Source organism: Burkholderia stagnalis, from assembly GCF_039848545.1.
GTDB classification, from domain to species: domain Bacteria; phylum Pseudomonadota; class Gammaproteobacteria; order Burkholderiales; family Burkholderiaceae; genus Burkholderia; species Burkholderia stagnalis.
The window spans coordinates 2983281-3001622 of sequence record NZ_CP156685.1; the positions used below are offsets into that span (position 1 = coordinate 2983281).

16 protein-coding genes are annotated in these 18342 nt (G+C 68.4%); 8 read left to right on the plus strand and 8 right to left on the minus strand.

Going from position 1 to position 18342, the window contains the following annotated elements:
* Nucleotides 1-7 precede the first annotated feature (7 nt).
* The gene (locus tag ABFO07_RS13745) at nt 8-229 is read left to right on the plus strand and encodes a hypothetical protein (protein WP_347467630.1); all 222 of its coding nucleotides are present in this window, start codon (nt 8-10) and stop codon (nt 227-229) included.
* Nucleotides 207-2354, plus strand: a complete 2148-nt coding sequence (locus tag ABFO07_RS13750) for a phosphocholine-specific phospholipase C (protein ID WP_347467632.1) — start codon at nt 207-209, stop codon at nt 2352-2354. The genes ABFO07_RS13745 and ABFO07_RS13750 overlap by 23 nt, the downstream gene beginning before the upstream one ends.
* A 396-nt stretch (nt 2355-2750) precedes the next feature.
* Here ABFO07_RS13750 and ABFO07_RS13755 read toward each other — a convergent pair whose 3' ends face one another.
* A complete protein-coding gene (locus tag ABFO07_RS13755) occupies nt 2751-3884 on the minus strand; it encodes an RNA-guided endonuclease InsQ/TnpB family protein (protein ID WP_059959908.1) in 1134 nt (377 codons plus the stop codon).
* A 113-nt stretch (nt 3885-3997) separates the two neighbouring features.
* Between ABFO07_RS13755 and ABFO07_RS13760 the strand changes: the two genes are divergently transcribed.
* Nucleotides 3998-5140 carry a branched-chain amino acid ABC transporter substrate-binding protein gene (locus ABFO07_RS13760; RefSeq protein ID WP_059564775.1) on the plus strand — a complete coding sequence of 381 codons (1143 nt, stop codon included), beginning with the start codon at nt 3998-4000 and terminating at the stop codon, nt 5138-5140.
* Between the two features lie 173 nt (nt 5141-5313).
* On the opposite strand, the gene ABFO07_RS13765 is transcribed toward ABFO07_RS13760, so the two are convergent.
* Nucleotides 5314-6075: a FadR/GntR family transcriptional regulator gene (locus ABFO07_RS13765; protein WP_059882828.1), complete on the minus strand. Its 762-nt coding sequence runs from the start codon at nt 6073-6075 to the stop codon at nt 5314-5316.
* Nucleotides 6076-6408: 333 nt separating this feature from the next.
* Between ABFO07_RS13765 and gudD the strand changes: the two genes are divergently transcribed.
* A complete protein-coding gene (gudD, locus tag ABFO07_RS13770; protein ID WP_347467635.1) occupies nt 6409-7761 on the plus strand; it encodes a glucarate dehydratase in 1353 nt (450 codons plus the stop codon).
* A gap of 39 nt (nt 7762-7800) precedes the next feature.
* Here the strand turns inward: gudD and ABFO07_RS13775 are convergent, their stop codons facing one another.
* A complete protein-coding gene (locus tag ABFO07_RS13775) occupies nt 7801-8604 on the minus strand; it encodes a hypothetical protein (RefSeq protein WP_347467637.1) in 804 nt (267 codons plus the stop codon).
* A 234-nt stretch (nt 8605-8838) separates the two neighbouring features.
* On the minus strand, nt 8839-9903 hold the full coding sequence (locus ABFO07_RS13780; protein WP_044844742.1) for a glycosyltransferase family 4 protein: 1065 nt from the start codon (nt 9901-9903) through the stop codon (nt 8839-8841).
* A gap of 556 nt (nt 9904-10459) precedes the next feature.
* Between ABFO07_RS13780 and ABFO07_RS13785 the strand changes: the two genes are divergently transcribed.
* Complete coding sequence (locus tag ABFO07_RS13785; protein ID WP_059564771.1) at nt 10460-12292, plus strand: ABC transporter ATP-binding protein; 1833 nt, start codon at nt 10460-10462, stop codon at nt 12290-12292.
* 95 nt (nt 12293-12387) lie between these two features.
* Here ABFO07_RS13785 and otsA read toward each other — a convergent pair whose 3' ends face one another.
* Both otsA and otsB read right to left on the minus strand, forming a co-directional pair.
* On the minus strand, nt 12388-13767 hold the full coding sequence (gene otsA / locus ABFO07_RS13790) for an alpha,alpha-trehalose-phosphate synthase (UDP-forming) (protein WP_347467639.1): 1380 nt from the start codon (nt 13765-13767) through the stop codon (nt 12388-12390).
* The gene (gene otsB, locus ABFO07_RS13795; protein WP_059882834.1) at nt 13764-14516 is read right to left on the minus strand and encodes a trehalose-phosphatase; all 753 of its coding nucleotides are present in this window, start codon (nt 14514-14516) and stop codon (nt 13764-13766) included. The genes otsA and otsB overlap by 4 nt, the downstream gene beginning before the upstream one ends.
* Nucleotides 14517-14792: 276 nt before the next feature.
* Between otsB and ABFO07_RS13800 the strand changes: the two genes are divergently transcribed.
* From ABFO07_RS13800 to ABFO07_RS13810, 3 genes are read left to right on the plus strand one after another with little or no spacing between them, the layout of a single operon-like run.
* Nucleotides 14793-15437, plus strand: coding sequence for an SCO family protein (locus ABFO07_RS13800; protein ID WP_059802894.1), 645 nt, complete (start codon nt 14793-14795; stop codon nt 15435-15437).
* A gap of 9 nt (nt 15438-15446) precedes the next feature.
* Nucleotides 15447-15887 (plus strand): copper chaperone PCu(A)C, encoded by a 441-nt coding sequence (locus ABFO07_RS13805; protein ID WP_059921207.1) that lies wholly within the window; start codon nt 15447-15449, stop codon nt 15885-15887.
* 9 nt (nt 15888-15896) lie between these two features.
* Nucleotides 15897-16769 carry a cytochrome c oxidase assembly protein gene (locus ABFO07_RS13810; RefSeq protein WP_059802898.1) on the plus strand — a complete coding sequence of 291 codons (873 nt, stop codon included), beginning with the start codon at nt 15897-15899 and terminating at the stop codon, nt 16767-16769.
* A 19-nt stretch (nt 16770-16788) separates the two neighbouring features.
* Here ABFO07_RS13810 and ABFO07_RS13815 read toward each other — a convergent pair whose 3' ends face one another.
* Both ABFO07_RS13815 and ABFO07_RS13820 read right to left on the minus strand, forming a co-directional pair.
* Nucleotides 16789-17283, minus strand: coding sequence for a GNAT family N-acetyltransferase (locus ABFO07_RS13815; protein WP_059882837.1), 495 nt, complete (start codon nt 17281-17283; stop codon nt 16789-16791).
* A gap of 125 nt (nt 17284-17408) precedes the next feature.
* Nucleotides 17409-18281: a pirin family protein gene (locus ABFO07_RS13820; protein ID WP_059907474.1), complete on the minus strand. Its 873-nt coding sequence runs from the start codon at nt 18279-18281 to the stop codon at nt 17409-17411.
* Between the last annotated feature and the right edge of the window lie 61 nt (nt 18282-18342).

Consider the following 18342-nt stretch of genomic DNA (forward strand, 5'->3'; position numbering starts at 1 on the left):
GCGCCGCGTGACGACGCCCGATGCGCTCATGGCGGCCTTGCCCGACCTGCCCGCGCAAACGTTTCCACCGCTTCACATGAATGACACCGTTTCGCCGCTATGCTCGCGGCGGCACGATCCGGTGCGGCTCGCCCACGCGCGCCGCGCCGGCACGCTTGCATCACTCCCCGCCATCCGGCACCTACCTTTTCCGCACGATACCGACCATGACCCGATCGAACCGTCGTGACTTCCTGCGTCTTGCCGCCGGCACCGCCGGCGCAGCCACGCTGAACCTCTTCCCGCCCGTGATCCGCGATGCGCTGGCGATTCCCGCGAATCGCCGCACCGGCACGATCCGCGACATCGAGCACGTCGTGATCCTGATGCAGGAGAACCGCTCGTTCGACCATTACTTCGGCACGCTGCGCGGCGTGCGCGGCTTCGGCGATCCGCGCGCGCTGCGCCTCGCGAACGGCAAGTCGGTGTTCCATCAGCCGGTCGGCCTCGCGGAGCTGCTGCCGTTCCATCCGCGCGCGAACCATCTCGGCCAGCAGTTCCTGCAGGACTTGCCGCACGGCTGGCAGGACATGCACGCGGCCTGGAACAAGGGCCGCTACGACCAGTGGGTGCCGAACAAGGGCACCACGACGATGGCGTACCTGAAGCGCGACGACATCCCGTTCCACTACCAGCTCGCCGACGCGTTCACGATCTGCGACGCGTACCACTGCGCGATCCCGAGCTCGACCGACCCGAACCGCTACTACATGTGGACGGGCTACGTCGGCAACGACGGCACCGGCGGCGGCCCGGTGCTCGGCAACGAGGAGAAGGGCTACGGCTGGACCACCTATCCGGAGGTGCTCGAGCAGGCAGGCGTGTCGTGGAAGATCTACCAGGACATCGGCACGGGCCTCGACGCGAACGGCTCGTGGGGCTGGACGCAGAATCCGTACATCGGCAACTACGGCGACAACGCGCTGCTCTACTTCAACCAGTACCGCACCGCGCTGCCCGGCTCGCCGCTGTACGAGAAGGCGCGCACCGGCACCAACATCAGCGCGGGCGGCACGCTGTTCGACGTGCTGCAGCAGGACGTGAAGAACGGCACGCTGCCGCAGGTGTCGTGGATCTGCGCGCCGGAGGCGTATTCCGAGCACCCGAACTGGCCGGCGAACTACGGCGCGTGGTACATCGAGCAGGTGCTGAAGACGCTCGTGTCGAACCCGGACGTATGGAGCAAGACCGCGCTCTTCATCACCTACGACGAGAACGACGGCTTCTTCGACCACGTGCCGCCGCCGTTCGCGCCGCAGTCGCGCGACAACGGGCTGTCGACGGTCGCGACCACCAACGAGGCATTCCCCGGCGATGCGTCGCACATGGCCGGCCCGTACGGCCTCGGGCCGCGCGTGCCGATGCTCGTCGTGTCGCCGTGGACCAAGGGCGGCTGGGTCTGCTCGCAGACGTTCGATCACACGTCGCTGCTGCAATTCATCGAGGCGCGCTTCGGCTCGCAGTACGCGGTGACGGCCGGCAACGTGTCGCCGTGGCGCCGCGCGGTGTGCGGCGACCTGACCTCCGCGTTCGACTTCGCGACGGCCGACGCGAGCTGGCCGCAGTTGCCCGACACGAGCGGCTACGCGCCGCCCGACCGCAACCGCCACCCCGACTACATCCCGATCCCGCCGATCGTGCAGAAGCTGCCGAAGCAGGAGCACGGGCTGCGTCCGGCGCGCGCGCTGCCGTACGAGCTGTTCGCGTACGGGCGGATCGACAACGCCAGCGGCCAGTTCCGGCTGACCTTCGCGAACACCGGCCGCGCGGGCGCCGCGTTCCAGGTCCAGGCGCGCAACCGCGTCGACGGCCCGTGGACCTATACGGTCGAGGCCGGCAAGCGGATCTCCGACGTCTGGAACCCCGCGCCGTCGCTCGGCCTGTACGACCTCGACGTGTACGGCCCGAACGGCTTCTACTGCCACTTCCGCAGCCCCGCCGCGAAGGCGGTCGGGCCCGCGAGCGTCAACCCGGAAGTGATCTACGGCTATGACGTCGCCAACGGCAACATCACGCTGCGCCTGATGAACCGCGGCCATCGCGCGGTGCGGCTCAAGGTGACGAGCGCATACGGCCACGGCCAGCCGCGCGTGTTCGACCTTGCGCCGGGCGCGCGCGTCGACGACTACTGGGACCTGCGCGGCAGCAACGGCTGGTACGACCTGACGGTCAGCGACGGCAAGCCGCTCGGCTTCCTGCGCCGCTTTGCCGGCCACGTCGAGACGGGCCGCCCGAGCACGAGCGACCCGCTGATCCGGACCGAGCATGCGACTTCGTCCGAAGCCGACGTCGCGTCCGAGGCTGAGGCCGAGTAACGCCGCCGACAGGTGCCGGCCCCGTCCGTCGGGGCCGGCACGCCACCCCGCCGGGCGCGGCGCGCACTGCCCCGCCCGGTCCCGCCTGTGCCGCCTGTCCCGCTCCCGCGCCTTCGCAGGCCCGGGAATTCCCTCATCGCCGCTCTCCCTTGCCGCGCCGACGTTGTGCGGAAATCCGCATGTTTCGTGCGCCGAATCGACAAGACTCGTCCAATTTGGCCCCCTATAAATCGTCATCAGACGCTCGGGCCTGCCGCCGGCCGGCCCCCGCATCCGCGTCGCCCGCGCGCGCCCCGGCGCGCGTATCCGTGTCTCGCCTTCGAAGGAACGCATTTGACTGCCCTCCTCCCGAAACGAAGGAGATTCCCACTTCACCGAATGCAACCCGACATCGCCTCAAAGAGACATGGGACTTACGCTTTCTCCATGGGCTGACACCGCCAGTCCGGCGGCCAGAACATTACGCGCGGCGTTGATGTCGCGGTCGTGGGCTATGCCGCATCCCGGACAGGCCCATGTGCGTATCTTCAACGGCAGCTTGGCTACGGTATGCCCGCAGTCTGAGCATCGCTTGCTGGAGGGATGCCAGCGATCGATGCCGATCAACATGCGACCGTACCACTTGGCCTTGTATGTCAGCTGCCGAACGAATTCCGACCAGCCTGCGTCGCCGATCGCTTTCGCGAGCCTTCGATTCTTCTGCATGTGGCGGACGGCAAGGCTTTCGATCGCGATCACTTGGTTTTCGTTGATCAAGCGCGTCGAAAGCTTGTGCAGGAAATCCCTGCGGGAATCTGCTGTGCGAACATGCATGCGGGCGACTTTGAGCCTCGCCTTTCTGCGATTGGCCGAATCCTTTTGCTTCCTTGCCAGCCGCCGTTGCAGCTTGGCGAGTCTGGCTTCGTTCTTGCGAAACGCATTCGGCGCAGCGATCTTCTCGCCGGTCGAAAGAACGACAAAATCTGTCAACCCGAGGTCGATACCGACCCTGCCGGTCGATGCGGATTTCGCGGAAACCACGTCGTCGCAAAGCATGGATACGTGGTATCGGCCAGCCGTGTCTTTTGACACCGTGACGGTGGTCACCTTCGCGTCCTTTGGAATCCTGCGCGACCAGCGGATCGCGAGCGGCGCCTCCATCTTCGCCAGCTTCAGCGAAGTGCCGTCCCATCTGAAGGCGCTCGCGGTGTACTCGACCGATTGCGCGCCGTCCTTGCGCCGGAAGTTCGGGTACTTCGCGCGCTTGACGAAGAAGTTCGCGAACGCCGCCTGCAGATGGCGCAACGCCTGCTGGAGCGGCACGGAGCTGACTTCGTTCAGCCAGCCATGCTCGGGCGTTTTCTTCAGCGCAGTAAGCGCGGCGGAGGTTTCGTGATAGCCGATACGCGCTTGACGCTGATCCCAAGCATCGGTGCGCATCCGAAGCATATGGTTGTACACAAAGCGCGCGCACCCGAACGTCCGGGCAAGCATCGCTGCTTGTTCCGGCGTCGGGTAGAAGCGAAATCGGTAGGCGCGCTTGATATCCATGCGCTACACCATGTCATAGGCTCGCGTGTGCCTCAAGCTTTGGAGGCGCGGCCACACGGCCGCGCTCCTTTCACTCGCCGCCCAGAAGGACGGCATTTCTCGGAGCAAATCGGATGAGATTCCGCCATTCGCTGCTGTTCGTCTCGCTCGCCTCCGCCCTCGCCGCCATCGCGCATCAGGCCGCCGCGGCCGACGATGCCGTCAAGGTCGGCTTCGCCGCGCCGCTCACCGGCGTCAACGCCGGCTACGGCAAGGATCTGCAGAACGGCGTCCAGCTCGCGCTCGACGACGCCGCCGCGCAGAAGGTGCAGATCGCCGGCAAGCCGACGCGCTTCGAGCTCGTCGTGCAGGACGACCAGGCCGACCCGCGCGTCGGCGTGCAGGCCGCGCAGAGCCTCGTCGACAAGAACGTGTCGGTGGTCGTCGGCCACTTCAATTCGGGCACGACGATTCCCGCGTCGGTCGTCTACGACAAGGCCGGCATTCCGGTCATCGATCCGGCCGCGACCAACCCCACGCTCACGTCGCGCGGGCTCGCGAACATGTTCATGGTGATCGCGACCGACGGCCAGAACGCCGGCAACGCGGGCAAGTACGCGGTCGACGTGACCAAGGCGAAGCGCATCGCGATCGTCGACGACCGCACCGCGTTCGGCCAGGGCGAGGCCGACGAATTCGAGAAGGCGGTGAAAGCAGCCGGCGGCGCGATCGTCGCGCGCGAATTCACCAGCAACCAGGCGGTCGATTTCCGCGCGCAGATCACCAGCCTGAAGGGCAAGAACCCCGACCTGATCTTCTTCGGCGGCCTCGACGCGCTCGCCGCGAACTTCGTCAAGCAGATGCGCCAGCTCGGGCTGAATGCGCAGTTCGTCGGCGGCGGCGGCGTGAAGGACAACGAGTTCATCAAGATCGCCGGCCCTGCCGCCGAAGGCGCGATGGCATGGGAATACGGGCGGCCGCTCGACGAGCTGCCGCAGGGGAAGGATTTCGAGCAGCGCTTCAGGAAGCGCTTCGGCGTCGACGTGCTGTCGTACGCGCAGTTCGGCTACGACGCGACCTGGGCCGCGATCAAGGCGATGCAGGCGGCCGGCTCGACCGATCCGGCGGTCTATCGCCCGGCGCTGAAGAAGATCGACTTCGAAGGGATCACCGGCCGCATCTCGTTCGCGAACGACGGCTCGCTCAGGAGCGGCATGTCGACGCTCTACCAGGTGAAGGGCGGCAACTGGAAGACGATCGTGACGAAGGGCGGCTGATCGCGCGGCGCAAGCCCGGCGGCGGCCCGCGATAAATGGGCGCGGCGCCGCCGGGCCGGTTCATTGCGCCGAACAGGCCGAGCAAATCATACGATGACTGACATTATGATCGGCTAGCACGCCCTTCGATCGAGGGCGGCCCCGCCCTGCCGGGCCGGCCGCCCCGCCTGCCCTTACTCGGCGTGCGCGTCGCGCTCCGCTTCGGCCGCCTCGTGCGCGCGGCGCAGCCGCTCGCGGCTGTTGGTCAGGTGCGTGCGCATCGCGGCGCGCGCCGCCTCCGGATCGTGGCGCGCGATCGCTTCGTAGATGTCCTCGTGCTCGTGGTTCAGCCGGGCCACGTAGCGCTCCAGGTCGTCGCCGGCGAAGCGCGCGGAATTCACCCGCGTGCGCGGGATGATCGACGCGCCGAGCTGCGTCATGATGTCGACGAAATACCGGTTGCCGGTCGATTGCGCGATCTGCAGATGGAACTGGTAGTCGAGCTGCGCGGTGTCGCGGCCGCCGCCCGAGCCCGACGCGATCGCGTCGAGCGCGCGCCGCAGCGCCGCGAGATCGGCGTCGTTCGCGCGCTGCGCGGCGAGGCTCGCGCATTCGCTTTCGAGGCTGATGCGCAGTTCGAGCACCGCGAGCACGTCGCGCAGCGTCGTGATCGTCGCGGGATCGATGCCGAGCGCGTGGCGGCGCGACGGCTCCAGCACGAAGCTGCCGATGCCGTGGCGGGTCTCGACGAGGCCGCTCGCCTGCATCCGCGAGATCGCCTCGCGCACGACCGTGCGGCTCACGCCCTGCGTCGCCATCACTTCGGTTTCGGTCGGCAGCTTGTCGCCGGGGCGCAGCGTGCCGTTTTCGATCTGCGCGGTCAGCGCGTCGACGACATCTTGCGCGAGGCTGCGTGCGCGGCGACGCGGCGCTGCGGGGAGCGTGGGCACGGACATGTGGCCGGTTCCTTATTGAATGATCGTTTGGTGAGCCGAGGGTTTACGCGGGGTTTGAGCGAATGCCTGTGGTTCATTATACTGCGTCACAAGTCATCCGACGACTGATGATCGCCGTATTTGTCTCCTGTCGATCAGGGTTGGCGCTTCGGCGCTTACTCTGTCTCATGCAGACCAGTCGGGCGTTTCGCACCGCTATCCTGAATGAATTGCCTCGATGCGGCGGCCGCAGACGCCCCGCGCACGTCGGTTGTCGAATGATCGCACCTCCTGCCGGGCACGGCAAAGCTTTTGCCGCGCACGGCACCGCCCACCCTTTTGCCCTCGCCGCCCATGAAAGCCGCCACTTCCACGCCTCCTCACGACACGCCGCGCATCGTCGACCTGCAAGCGATCCCGGTCGCCGGCCATGACAGCATGCTGCTCAACCTGAGCGGCGCGCATGGCCCGTTCTTCACCCGCAACCTCGTGATCCTGACGGACAGCGCGGGGCGCACGGGCGTCGGCGAGGTGCCGGGCGGCGAGAGCATCCGCCGCACGCTCGACGATGCGCGCGCGCTGGTGGTCGGCCAGCCGGTCGGCAACTACCACGCGGTGCTCAACGACGTGCGCCGCCGCTTCGCGGACCGTGATGCGGGCGGCCGCGGCCTGCAGACCTTCGACCTGCGCACGACGATCCACGCGGTGACCGCGCTCGAGGCCGCGCTGCTCGACCTGCTCGGCCAGCACCTCGGCGTGCCCGTCGCCGCCCTGCTCGGCGAAGGCCAGCAGCGCGAGCGCGTCGAGATGCTCGGCTACCTGTTCTACGTGGGCGATCGCGCGAAAACCGCGCTGCCCTACCGCGACAGCAGCGGCGCGACCGACGAATGGACGCGCGTGCGCAACGAGCCCGCACTGACGCCGGAGGGGGTCGTGCGGCTCGCCGAGGCCGCGCATGCGCGCTACGGTTTCAACGACTTCAAGCTGAAGGGCGGCGTGTTCGAGGGCGTGCGCGAGATCGACGCGGTGACCGCGCTGGCCGAGCGCTTCCCGGGCGCGCGCGTGACGCTCGACCCGAACGGCGCGTGGTCGCTCGACGAAGCCGTGCGGCTGTGCCGCGACCAGCATCATGTGCTCGCGTACGCGGAAGACCCGTGCGGCGCGGAGAACGGCTACTCGGGCCGCGAGGTGATGGCGGAGTTCCGTCGCGCGACCGGCCTGCCGACGGCGACCAACATGATCGCGACCGACTGGCGACAGATGGGCCATGCGGTGCAGCTGCACGCGGTCGACATCCCGCTCGCCGATCCGCATTTCTGGACGATGCAGGGCTCGGTGCGCGTCGCTCAGATGTGTCGCGACTGGGATCTCACGTGGGGCTCGCATTCGAACAACCACTTCGACGTGTCGCTCGCGATGTTCACGCACGTCGCGGCCGCCGCGCCGGGCAAGGTCACGGCGATCGACACGCACTGGATCTGGCAGGATGGCGAATGCCTCACGCGCGAGCCGCTGAAGATCGAGAACGGGCTGGTGGATGTGCCGAAGCGGCCGGGGCTCGGCGTCGAGCTCGACATGAATGCCGTCGCGGCCGCGCACGAACTGTACAAGCAGCACGGTCTCGGCGCGCGCGACGACGCGGCGGCGATGCAGTACCTGATTCCGGGGTGGACGTTCGACAACAAGCGCCCCTGCCTGGTGCGCTGAGCCGCGGACCGCGCGCGGCGCGCGGTGCCGGGTGAGTCGTCAGACGATTTGCCTGAGCGCCGCGTCGAGCGCGAGCACCGCGACGCGGTCGCCTTCGGTGGCGAGCGGCGCGCGCATCACGATCTGCCGGTTATGGCCGACGGCCGCCGGCGAATCCCACAGCAGCTCGACTTTCGGCCGCTTGAACCCGCCCGCACGGCGCGGCGGCGCAACGACGCTCGCCTGCCCCGCGTCCGGCTGGGCTGCCACCGGGGTGCGGCCAGGCCAGCGCACCGACAGCTCGCGCGCGTCGTACTGGCCGACCTTGCGGCTTTCCATCCAGACGATCGTGGTCCGGGTGAGCGTATCGACGGAGATGGCATAGCGGCCGACCGCGAAGCGCCGCGCGGCGACGTTGGTGCGCCACAGCGGCCGCGGCCGGCAGATCCAGATGACGGCCGCATACAGCGCCGGCGCGGCGACGAGCCAGCCGTTGGTCGCGGTCACCGCGTGCAGCGCGTGGCGCCAGCCGGCCGCCCACACATAGGCGCCGATCGACCAGGCGGCGAACAGGAAACCGATCAGCGCGAAGAACCGCAGCGCCTGGCGCAGCCATTGCGGCAGCGGATGGAACGGGCGCTCGGCGCGCGCCACCGCGCCCGGCAACGCGAGCAGCAGGAACATCAGCACCAGGTACACGAACGCCCACGGCGACGACGCCATCGCCGACAGCGACTCGCGATAACCCATCTGCGACATCGAGAACAGCCACCGGGCGAGCAGCACGAGACCGATCGCGCGCAACGCGAAGATCACGCCGGCGCCCGGTGCGGGGGCTGCGCGCGTGGTTTTCGTTCTCGCCAAGACTGCTCTCCTCTCGATGATCGGCACGGCCGGATTTTTCGGCACGGCCATTATAGGGACATTACCGGCTGGACAGACGAACGGCAGCGGTGCTGCCCCCTGTTCGGGGCCGTCGCGGCCGCCGAGCGCGGCGAGAATACAACAGATTGGCGCCGCGGATGTGACAACGCCCCGCCGGGAAACCCGGGCGGGGCGTCGGTGAAGCCGGCCGGCGAGACGCGGCCGGCGTCGGCGTCAGCCTGCGTTGACTTCGCGCAGCACGGTGCGGCGCTTCTGGCGCAGCAACTCTTCGTAGCCCTTCACGTAGTTCTGCGCCATCACCTTCGACGAGAAGCGCGCTTCGAACGCGGCGCGAACCTTCTCGCGCGGCAGCGTGTCCAGGCGCTTGAGCGCCGCGACGGCCGACAGCTCGTCTTCGACGACGAAGCCCGACACGCCGTTCTCGATCACTTCCGGCACCGAGCCGCGCTTGAACGCGATCACCGGCGTGCCGCAGGCCATTGCTTCGATCATCACCAGGCCGAACGGCTCCGGCCAGTCGATCGGGAACAGCAGCGCGTGTGCGTTGCCCAGGAATTCCGTCTTCTCGGATTCGCTGATTTCACCGATGTACTCGACGTGCGGCAGCGCGAACAGCGGCTTGATCTTCTCTTCGTAGTACGCGCGATCGGCCTTGTCGAGCTTCGCGGCGATCTTGATCGGCAGGCCGGCCTGCTCGGCGATGCGGATCGCCGTGTCGACGCGCTTCTCCGGCGAGATGCGGCCGAGGAACGCGAGGTAGCTCGGCTTCACGTTCGGGATCGGCGTCAGCAGGTTTTCAGGCAGGCCGTGGTAGACGGTCGACAGCCAGTTCGCCTGCGGCAGCGGGATGCGCTGGTTGTCGGAGATCGACACGACCGGCACGTCGCTGAATGCGTTGAAGATCGGCTGCAGTTCCGGCAGGTCGAGGCGGCCGTGCATCGTCGTCAGATGCGGCACCGGCTGGCGCGAGAACAGCGAAAACGGGTAGTAGTCGATGTGGCAGTGCAGGACGTCGAACTCTTCCGCGCGGCGGCGCACCTGCTCGAGGAGCAGCATGTGCGGGGCCATCACGTCGCGGATCGTCGGGTCGAGGCGCAGCGCCTGCGGCCAGCAGGCTTCGAGCTTCGCGGAGGTCTGCGAATCGCCGCTCGCGAACAGCGTGACGTCGTGCCCCATCTCGACGAGTGCTTCGGTCAGATAGGACACCACCCGCTCGGTACCACCGTACAGCTTCGGGGGAACCGCTTCGTGCAACGGAGCGATTTGGGCGATTCGCATGCGTAACTCCTAAAAAATCGGCAAAAAACAAGCGTTGGGTCAGCAGCCTGCCGGCGATCCCGGCGGGTCGCATCTCGTCCTTCAGTCGGACGAATCGGCCTGCTGGCGGCGTCGGACCCGCGCTGCTCAAGGAGCGTCGGCGACGCGACAGGCATAGAACGTTTGAAACGAAGACCCGTTGACAGGGGTTCGTAAAAATCCAATTGCGCGAACCCGGAGCCGATTATCTAGGGTTAATCCCGATACGGCGCACAACATTTCAAACTCTTTACTTTGTTACAAAGCGGCAACACTTTGCAACCCGCGGACGTTTTCGTCCGTTCTAGAGTGGAAGGCCCTTTTGGCATTCCAGACCACGCTCCGCAATCTTCGGGCCGCACAAGCGGCCGCCGCGCTGCGGCGCGGGATGCCGGATTTTATCTCAAAATCGGTCGCGCGCCCCCCATATTCGCGCAGCGCGATGCCGGGCCTTGTTTACAATGCCGGATTACGTCCGGGCAAAGTCCGCACGCGATCAGGCCGCGACGCTCAACCACCGATTCACCGCACGCACATTTTGGAAGCTCTCACCCCTGCCCAGCGCAACGCCTACAACGCGAAGCTGTCGAGCTACGCGCACCGGCCACTCGCGTTCCTGTTCCGCTACATCCGCCTGCATCCGGTCGCCCACCTCGTGGTGCTCGTCAGCGTGCTGGCCGCCGTCGGCTGCGCGCTCGGCTCGCAGTACGCGATCAAGCACCTGATCGACGTGCTCGCGGCCGGCCGCCACCATCCGGGCCCGCTGTGGAGCGCGTTCGCGCTGCTCGTCGGCCTGATCGCCGCCGACAACCTGCTGTGGCGCGTCGGCGGCTGGTTCGCCGCGCATACGTTCGTGGCGGTCACCGGCGACCTGCGGCGCGACCTGTTCCAGTACCTGATCGGTCACTCGCCGACGTATTACGCGGAAAAACAGCCCGGCACGCTCGCGAGCCGCATCACTGCGACGTCGAACGCCGTCTACACGTCGGAGAACACGATGGCGTGGAACGTGCTGCCGCCGTGCATCGCGGTGATGGGCGCGATCCTGATGATCATCGTCGTCAACCCGCTGATGGCCGCGGGCCTGCTCGGCTGCTCGGCAGTGCTCTCGGTCGTGCTGTTCAAGCTCGCCGGGCGCGGCTCCGCGCGTCATCACGCGTTCGCGGCGAAGGCCGCGGCGGTCGACGGCGAGCTCGTCGACGTGATCGGCAACATGGGCCTCGTGCGCGCGTTCGGGATGACGCTGCGCGAGCAGAAGCGCTTCGGCGCGACCGTCAAGGCCGAGATGGACGCGCGCCAGCAGAGCCTGCTCTACCTCGAGAAGCTGCGCCTGCTGCACGCGGTGATTACCGCGATGCTGTCCGCCGGCCTGCTCGGCTGGGCGCTGTGGCTGTGGGACCAGGGCCGCGCGACGTCGGGCGACATCGTGCTCGTCAGCTCGCTCGGCTTCACGATCCTGCACGGCACGCGCGATCTCGCGGTGGCGCTCGTCGACGTCACGCAGCACGTCGCACGCCTGGCCGAAGCCGTGAAGACGCTGCTCGAACCGCACGGGATGCCGGACCACTCCGACGCCGTGGCGCTGTCCGCGCAAGGCGGCCGGGTCGATTTCGAGCGCGTGACGTTCGCGTATCCGCATCGCCGCCCGATCCTCGATCATTTCGACCTCCATATCGAGCCGGGCCAGCGCGTCGGCCTGATCGGCAAGTCCGGCGCCGGCAAGTCGACCGTGCTCGCGCTGCTGCAGCGCTTCTACGACACGCAGGACGGCGTCGTGACGGTCGACGGCCAGAACGTGAAGTCGATCACGCAGGACAGCCTGCGTCACGCGATCGCGCTCGTGCCGCAGGACATCTCGCTGCTGCACCGGACCATCTACGACAACATCGCGTACGGCCGCCCCGAAGCGAGCCGCGACGAAGTGCTCGCCGCCGCGCGCGACGCACGTTGCGCGGAGTTCATCGAGGCGATGCCGGAAGGCTATGACACGATCGTCGGCGACCGCGGCGTCAAGCTGTCGGGCGGCCAGCGCCAGCGCATCGCGATCGCGCGCGCGATCCTGAAGAACGCGCCGATCCTGCTGCTCGACGAAGCGACGTCGGCACTCGACAGCGCGTCCGAGGAGGCGATCCAGAGCGCGCTCGACCGCCTGATGGTCGGCCGCACGGTAATCGCGATCGCGCACCGCCTGTCGACGCTGCGCAACTTCGACCGGATCATCGTGATGAGCAACGGCAAGGTGATCGACGACGGCAGCCCCGACGTGCTGCGCAACCGCCCGGGCCTGTACCGCGACCTGCTCGCGAAGCAGCACGGCCGCCATCACGCGACGCCCGAAGGCGGCGCGCCGACGGGCGAACGCGTCGCCTGACGCGCGGCGCAATCTCACGAAAACACGCGCAAAAACAAAGCCGCAGTGCATGACGCACTGCGGCTTTTTTCATCCCGCGACCGCCGGGCCGGGGCTCAGGCGCGCTGCAAGTCGCGCAGGAAGTTGTCGCGCCACACCGACACGTTGTTCTCGCGCAGTTGCGCGATCATGTCCGTATAGCGTGCGCGGCGCTCGGCGAGCGGCATCGCCAGCGCCTGCGACAGCGCCTCGGCCATCCCCGCGATGTCGATCGGGTTGACGATCAGCGCGCCCGTCAGCTCGCGCGCGGCGCCCGCGAAACGCGACAGCACCAGCACGCCCGGGTCTTCCGGATTCTGCGCGGACACATATTCCTTCGCGACGAGGTTCATCCCGTCGCGCAGCGGCGTCACGTAGCCGACCCGCGCGAGCCGGTACAATGCGGCGAGCAGCTGGCGGTCGTACTGGCGGTGGATATAGAGGATCGGCGCCCAGTCGAGCTCCGCGAAGCGCCCGTTGATGCGCCCCGACTCCCCTTCGAGCTGCAGGCGGATGTCCTGGTATGCGCGCAGCTCCGCGCGAGTCGACGGCGCGATCTGCAGGAACGACACGCGATTGCGATGCGACGGCTCGTGCTCGAGCAGCTTCTCGAACGCGCGGAAGCGCTCGACGAGCCCCTTCGAGTAATCGAGCCGGTCGACGCTCATGATCAGCTTGCGGCCGCGCAGCGAGGTCGCGAGCGTGCGCACCGCCTTGCCGTGCTCGCCGGCCTGCGCGAGCGATGCGATCTCGTCCGGATGCACGCCGATCGGATACGCGGCCGCGCGCAGCGTCCGGCCGAACGCGCGCACCGTCGCCATGCGGCCGTCGCGCTCGACCGCGCCGTCGGCTTCGGATTCGACGTAGTCGCAGAACGCGCGCAGGTCGGGTTCGGTCTGGAAGCCGAGCAGGTCGAACGCGCACAGCGACTCGACGAGTTCGCGATGCGGCGGCACGTTGACGAGCACCTGCGCGGCCGGAAACGGGATGTGCAGGAAGAAGCCGATGCGGTTCTTCACGCCGGCCGCGCGCAGCGCGCGAGCAAACGGGATCAGGTGATAGTCGTGCACCCAGATCACGTCGTCGTCCTGCAGGAGCGGCACGAGTTGCTGCGCGAGCCACACGTTCACGCGGCTGTAGCCTTCGAACTCGTGGCGATCGTACTGGATCAGGTCCGCGCGGTAGTGGAACGCGGGCCACAGCGTCGCGTTCGAGAAGCCGCGGTAATACTGGTCGTAGTCGCGCCGCGACAGGCCGATGGTCGCGAACGTGACCGGCCCGTGCTCCTCGACGCGCATCTGCGGCGCGCCGTGCGCGACGACTTCGCCGCTCCAGCCGAACCACATGCCGCCGGTTTCCTTCAGCGCGTCGTACACGCCGATTGCAAGGCCGCCCGCCGCCGGCTCGCCTTCGGAAATCGGCGCGACGCGGTTCGAAACAATGATCAGGCGGCTCATGCGTGCGGCAGCTCCACGTCGAGCCAGCGCGCGATCTGCGCGTGCAGCGCGTCGACCGAGTCGAGCCGGGCGCGCGCCGAGGTCTCGCCCGCGCCCACCTTGATCGACAGGCCGCCGCGCGCGTTGACCACCGCGAAGCCCTTCTCGTCGGTCAGGTCGTCGCCGGCGAACACCGGCGTGCGGCCGGCGAACGGCGGCTCGTCGAGAAACGCGGCGAGCGCGCGCCCCTTGTCGACGCCCTTCGGCTTGATCTCGAACACCATCTTGCCCGGCTGCAGTACGTAGGCGTCCGCATGGTCGGCCACGAGCCGCTCGGTGGCCTCGCGCGCGATCTTCTCGCGCTCGGGCGCATTGCGGTAGTGCAGCGCGACCGCGGCGCCCTTGATTTCGAGCAGCATGCCGGGGTAGCGGTCGACGACGGCCGCGAGCTCGCGCTCGATGCGCAGCAGGCGCGCGTCGTTGAAGCCGATGCGCTGCGTGTCGCCGTTCGCGTCGCGACGCTCCGCGCCGTGCAGGCCGGCGACGGGCAGGTCGGGCATCTTCAGGAACTGGTCGAGGTTGTCGATGCCGCGCCCGGACACGATCGCGACCGCGCCGTGCGAGCGGCGGCGCAACGCGTCGAGCAGCGCGAGCAGCGACGGCGGCACGTGAATGCTGTCAGGCGTCGGCGCCAACTCGACGAGCGTGCCGTCGAAGTCGAAGAAGAACGCGGTATCGGTCAGTGACAGGGAAGCCGGGACAGGTTGCACGATTCGATAGTCTGAACGGCGGCCCGTAAGGCCGCCGCTGCGCGAAAGGAATTGTGCGCATCTTACCGCGCCTTCGCGCCGAGATGGGCGAAACGGGCGCCCGGCGCGGGTCGCGCGCCTCCGCTCCCGCATCTGCGACATATTGCCCCGCTCCGGTGCATCGCGCGCGTTTCGGAAGGACGCCGGCGCGCGAATTGCGCTACAGTCGCAACCGCCGGCCGCGCGACGCTGGGCGCCGCGCGGCCGTACGACCGTTCCGTCCGATCGAGCCCCTGGATGTCGCCTGCCCGTTCAGCGCCGTACCGGCGCCACTCCCGCCTCAGCCGCTTGGTCCGCACCGGCGCGGCGCTCGCCGCTGCGATCGCGCTCGCCGCCTGCACGCGCGCCGAGCCGCCCTGGCGCCTGACCGACGTCACCGGCCACCTGCCCGACCTGTCGTTCACGCTGACGGGCGGCGACGGCCGGCCCGTCGATGCATCCGCGTTCCGCGGCCACGTCGCGCTCGTCTATTTCGGCTACACGCACTGCCCGGACGTCTGCCCGGAAACGCTGGCGCGCCTGATGGAAGTTCTCGCGCAGCTCGGCCCGCAGGCACGCGACGTGCGCATCCTGTTCGTGTCGGTCGACCCCGCGCGCGACACGCCGCAGGCGATGCAGTCGTACGTCGCCGCGTTCGACGCCGAACACGCGCGCGGCCTGACCGGCACCGACCGCCAGATCGAATCGCTCGCGAAGCGCTACCGCGTCGCGTACCAGATGGAAAAACGCGATCCGTCCGGCGGCTACGAGGTGACGCACAGCTCGGCGGTCTACATCTTCGACGCGGACGGCCGCGCGCGACTGCTCGCGACCGACCGCGACAAACCCGACGCCATCGCCGCCGATGTGCGCCGGATCCTCGCTCCCGCCTCCTCCACCTGAGCCCCGACCATGACGAAAAAACTCAAGACGCTCGCCTTTATCGCCGCACTGTCCATCGGCGCCCACGCGTATGCCGCCGGTGCGATCACCGCGCAGAACGGCTGGGTGCGCTGGCTGCCGAACAAGCTGCCCGCGGGCGGCTACGTGACGCTCGTCAACACGAGCGACAAGCCGGTCGATCTCGTCGACGTCGACAGCCCCGACTACGGGATGACGATGCTGCACCAGACCGTGTCGAACGGCTCGACGCAGAAGATGGAGATGGTCGACAAGCTGACGATCCCCGCGCGCGGCAAGGTCGACATCGCACCGGGCGGCTACCACTTCATGCTCGAGGAGCCGAAGCACACGATCAAGCCGGGCGACACCGTGCGCCTGCGCCTGAAGTTCTCCGACGGCGAATCGCTCGACACGCCGTTCGCCGTCAAGTCCCCGGCCCAGGCGAAGTAACGCCGCGCGATGGATCTCCTGTACTGGCTCGATCCGTGGGAACCGTCGCCGACCGTGGTCGTCGCGGTGCTGGCTGCGGCCGTGCTGTTCGCGCGCGGCGCGAAGAAGGCGAAGGTCACGCCGCTGCGGCAGTTCTCGTTCTGGCTCGGGCTGACCGCGCTGTACGTCGCGCTGCATACGCGGCTCGACTATTTCTTCGAGCACGAGTTCTTCCTGCATCGCGCGCAGCACCTCGTGCTGCATCACCTCGGGCCGTTCTTCATCGCGCTCGCCTATCCGGGCGCGGCGATCCGCGCCGGCATTCCGTTCCGCTGGCGGCAGCGCTTCGTGCGGCCCGCGCTCGCATGGGGGCCGGTGCGCGCGACACTCGACGTGGTGTTCCACCCGGTCGTCGCGGTCGTGCTGTTCGTCGGGCTGATCTATTTCTGGCTGCTGTCGCCGATCCACTTCATCGCGATGCTCGACTGGCGCCTGTATCGCGTGATGAACTGGAGCATGGTGATCGACGGCCTGCTGTTCTGGTGGCTCGTCGTCGATCCGCGTCCCGCGCCGCCCGCACGGCTGTCGCCGGGCCGCCGGATCCTGATCGTCGTCGCGGCGATTCCGCCGCAGATCGTGCTCGGCGCGATGATTTTCTTCACGCCGCAGGAGCTGTATCCGATCTACTCGATCTGCGGCCGCGCGTTCACGTGGCTGAGCCCGCTGCGCGACCAGCAGATCGGCGGCCTGCTGCTGTGGATTCCGGGCTCGATGATGAGCGTGATCGGCGCGCTGATCGCACTGCGTCACTGGCTGCGGCTGTCCGCGCGCGGGCGCCTGCTCGACGAGCGCAAGGCGGCGCGCGCGGCCGGCCGCACGACGGTCGCACGCGCCGCGCATTGACGCGGCGCGCGCCGCCGCGTCAGGCGCGCGCGCTGCGCATCCACACGTGCGGGATGCCGTCCTCGTCGTGCACGTCGGAACTCGGCGTGAAGCCGAAGGCACCGTAGAAGTTCTGCAGATGGGCCTGCGCATGCAGGCTGACCGGCGTGTCGGGCCATTGCGCGCGGATCTGCTCGAGCGCGCGAGAAAGCAGCGCGTTGCCGAGGCCCGCGCCGCGGAACGCGGCGGTCGTCAGCACGCGGCCGATCCGGATGTCGGGATCCTGCGCATCGGGCAGCAGTACGCGCAGGTAGCCGGCCAGCCGGCCCGCGTCGTCGTATGCGGCCAGATGCCAGGCGGCCTGGTCCGCGTCGTCGATGTCGCGGTACACGCAGTTCTGCTCGACGACGAACACCGCGCTGCGCGCCTCGAGAATCGCATAGACCTCGCGCGCCGACAGCGCGTCGAAGGCTTTCCAGCGCCACTCGAGCGCATTGGTGGCGGGCGGGTTTGCAGCGGAGACGGGAGCGTTCATGTGCGGTCCTGATTCGGTCGCGCCGGCCGGCGCGGGGCAATCGTCGATTATGCCTCGAAGCGCATGCGCCGCGCGACCGCCCTGCCCGCACGACAACGGGCCCCGCATCGCGCGGGGCCCGTCCATCATGCCGGCATCCTGCCGAAGCGACCGCCGTTGAAGTCGTCGATGGCGGTGCGGATCTCCTCTTGCGAGTTCATCACGAACGGCCCGTAGCCGACGACCGGCTCGTCGATCGGTTCGCCGCTCAGGATCAGCAGCTTCGCGTCGCCGTTCGCCTCGAGCTCGACGTCGCGACCGTCGCGGCTCAACTGCACGAACTGCGCTTCGCGCGCGACCGTCTCGCCGTTCACGAGCACCGTGCCGCTCAGCACGACCACCGCGAGCGTGCGCCCTTCCGCGACCGGAAAGCGCGCCCGGCCGCCTGCCGCGAGCCGCACGTCCCACACGTCGATCGGCGTGTGCGTGCGGGCCGGGCCACGCCGCCCGTCGAGTTCGCCCGCGATGATCCGCGCCCGGCCCGCGCCGTCCGACAGCTCGACCACCGGGATGTCGGCGTTCAGCAGTTCCTGGTAGCCGGGCGCGCCCATCTTGTCCGCGGCGGGCAGGTTCACCCACAGCTGCACCATTTCGAGCGGCCCGCCGCGCTTCGTGAACGCCTCCGAGTGAAACTCCTCGTGCAGGATCCCGCTCGCGGCCGTCATCCACTGGACGTCGCCGGGGCCGATCACGCCGCCCGCGCCCGTCGAGTCGCGGTGCGCGACCTCGCCGTCATAGACGATCGTCACCGTTTCGAACCCGCGATGCGGATGCTGGCCGACGCCGCGCGGCGCCGCGGCCGAACCCGGCTCGAACGTCGCCGGCCCTGCGTAATCGAGCAGCAGGAACGGGCTCAGATGCGCGCCGTGCGACTGGTAGCTGAACATCGAACGCACCGGAAACCCGTCGCCGACCCAATGGCCGCGCGGCGCACTGTACACACCCTGAACCTTCTTCATTTTCGTGCTCCGAATCATGGCGGCGAAACACCTGTCTCGCCTTGTTCCGGATGAATATAGT

Bases quoted from the DNA above. Each gene is read 5' to 3' on its own strand.
- ABFO07_RS13750 (WP_347467632.1), top strand. From the start codon at position 207: ATGACCCGATCGAACCGTCGTGACTTCCTGCGTCTTGCCGCCGGCACC.
- otsA (WP_347467639.1), bottom strand. From the start codon at position 13,767: ATGAGCCGCCTGATCATTGTTTCGAACCGCGTCGCGCCGATTTCCGAA.
- ABFO07_RS13815 (WP_059882837.1), bottom strand. From the start codon at position 17,283: ATGAACGCTCCCGTCTCCGCTGCAAACCCGCCCGCCACCAATGCGCTC.
- ABFO07_RS13760 (WP_059564775.1), top strand. From the start codon at position 3,998: ATGAGATTCCGCCATTCGCTGCTGTTCGTCTCGCTCGCCTCCGCCCTC.
- ABFO07_RS13805 (WP_059921207.1), top strand. From the start codon at position 15,447: ATGACGAAAAAACTCAAGACGCTCGCCTTTATCGCCGCACTGTCCATC.
- ABFO07_RS13780 (WP_044844742.1), bottom strand. From the start codon at position 9,903: ATGCGAATCGCCCAAATCGCTCCGTTGCACGAAGCGGTTCCCCCGAAG.
- ABFO07_RS13765 (WP_059882828.1), bottom strand. From the start codon at position 6,075: ATGTCCGTGCCCACGCTCCCCGCAGCGCCGCGTCGCCGCGCACGCAGC.
- ABFO07_RS13810 (WP_059802898.1), top strand. From the start codon at position 15,897: ATGGATCTCCTGTACTGGCTCGATCCGTGGGAACCGTCGCCGACCGTG.
- ABFO07_RS13820 (WP_059907474.1), bottom strand. From the start codon at position 18,281: ATGAAGAAGGTTCAGGGTGTGTACAGTGCGCCGCGCGGCCATTGGGTC.
- ABFO07_RS13800 (WP_059802894.1), top strand. From the start codon at position 14,793: ATGTCGCCTGCCCGTTCAGCGCCGTACCGGCGCCACTCCCGCCTCAGC.
- ABFO07_RS13755 (WP_059959908.1), bottom strand. From the start codon at position 3,884: ATGGATATCAAGCGCGCCTACCGATTTCGCTTCTACCCGACGCCGGAA.
- gudD (WP_347467635.1), top strand. From the start codon at position 6,409: ATGAAAGCCGCCACTTCCACGCCTCCTCACGACACGCCGCGCATCGTC.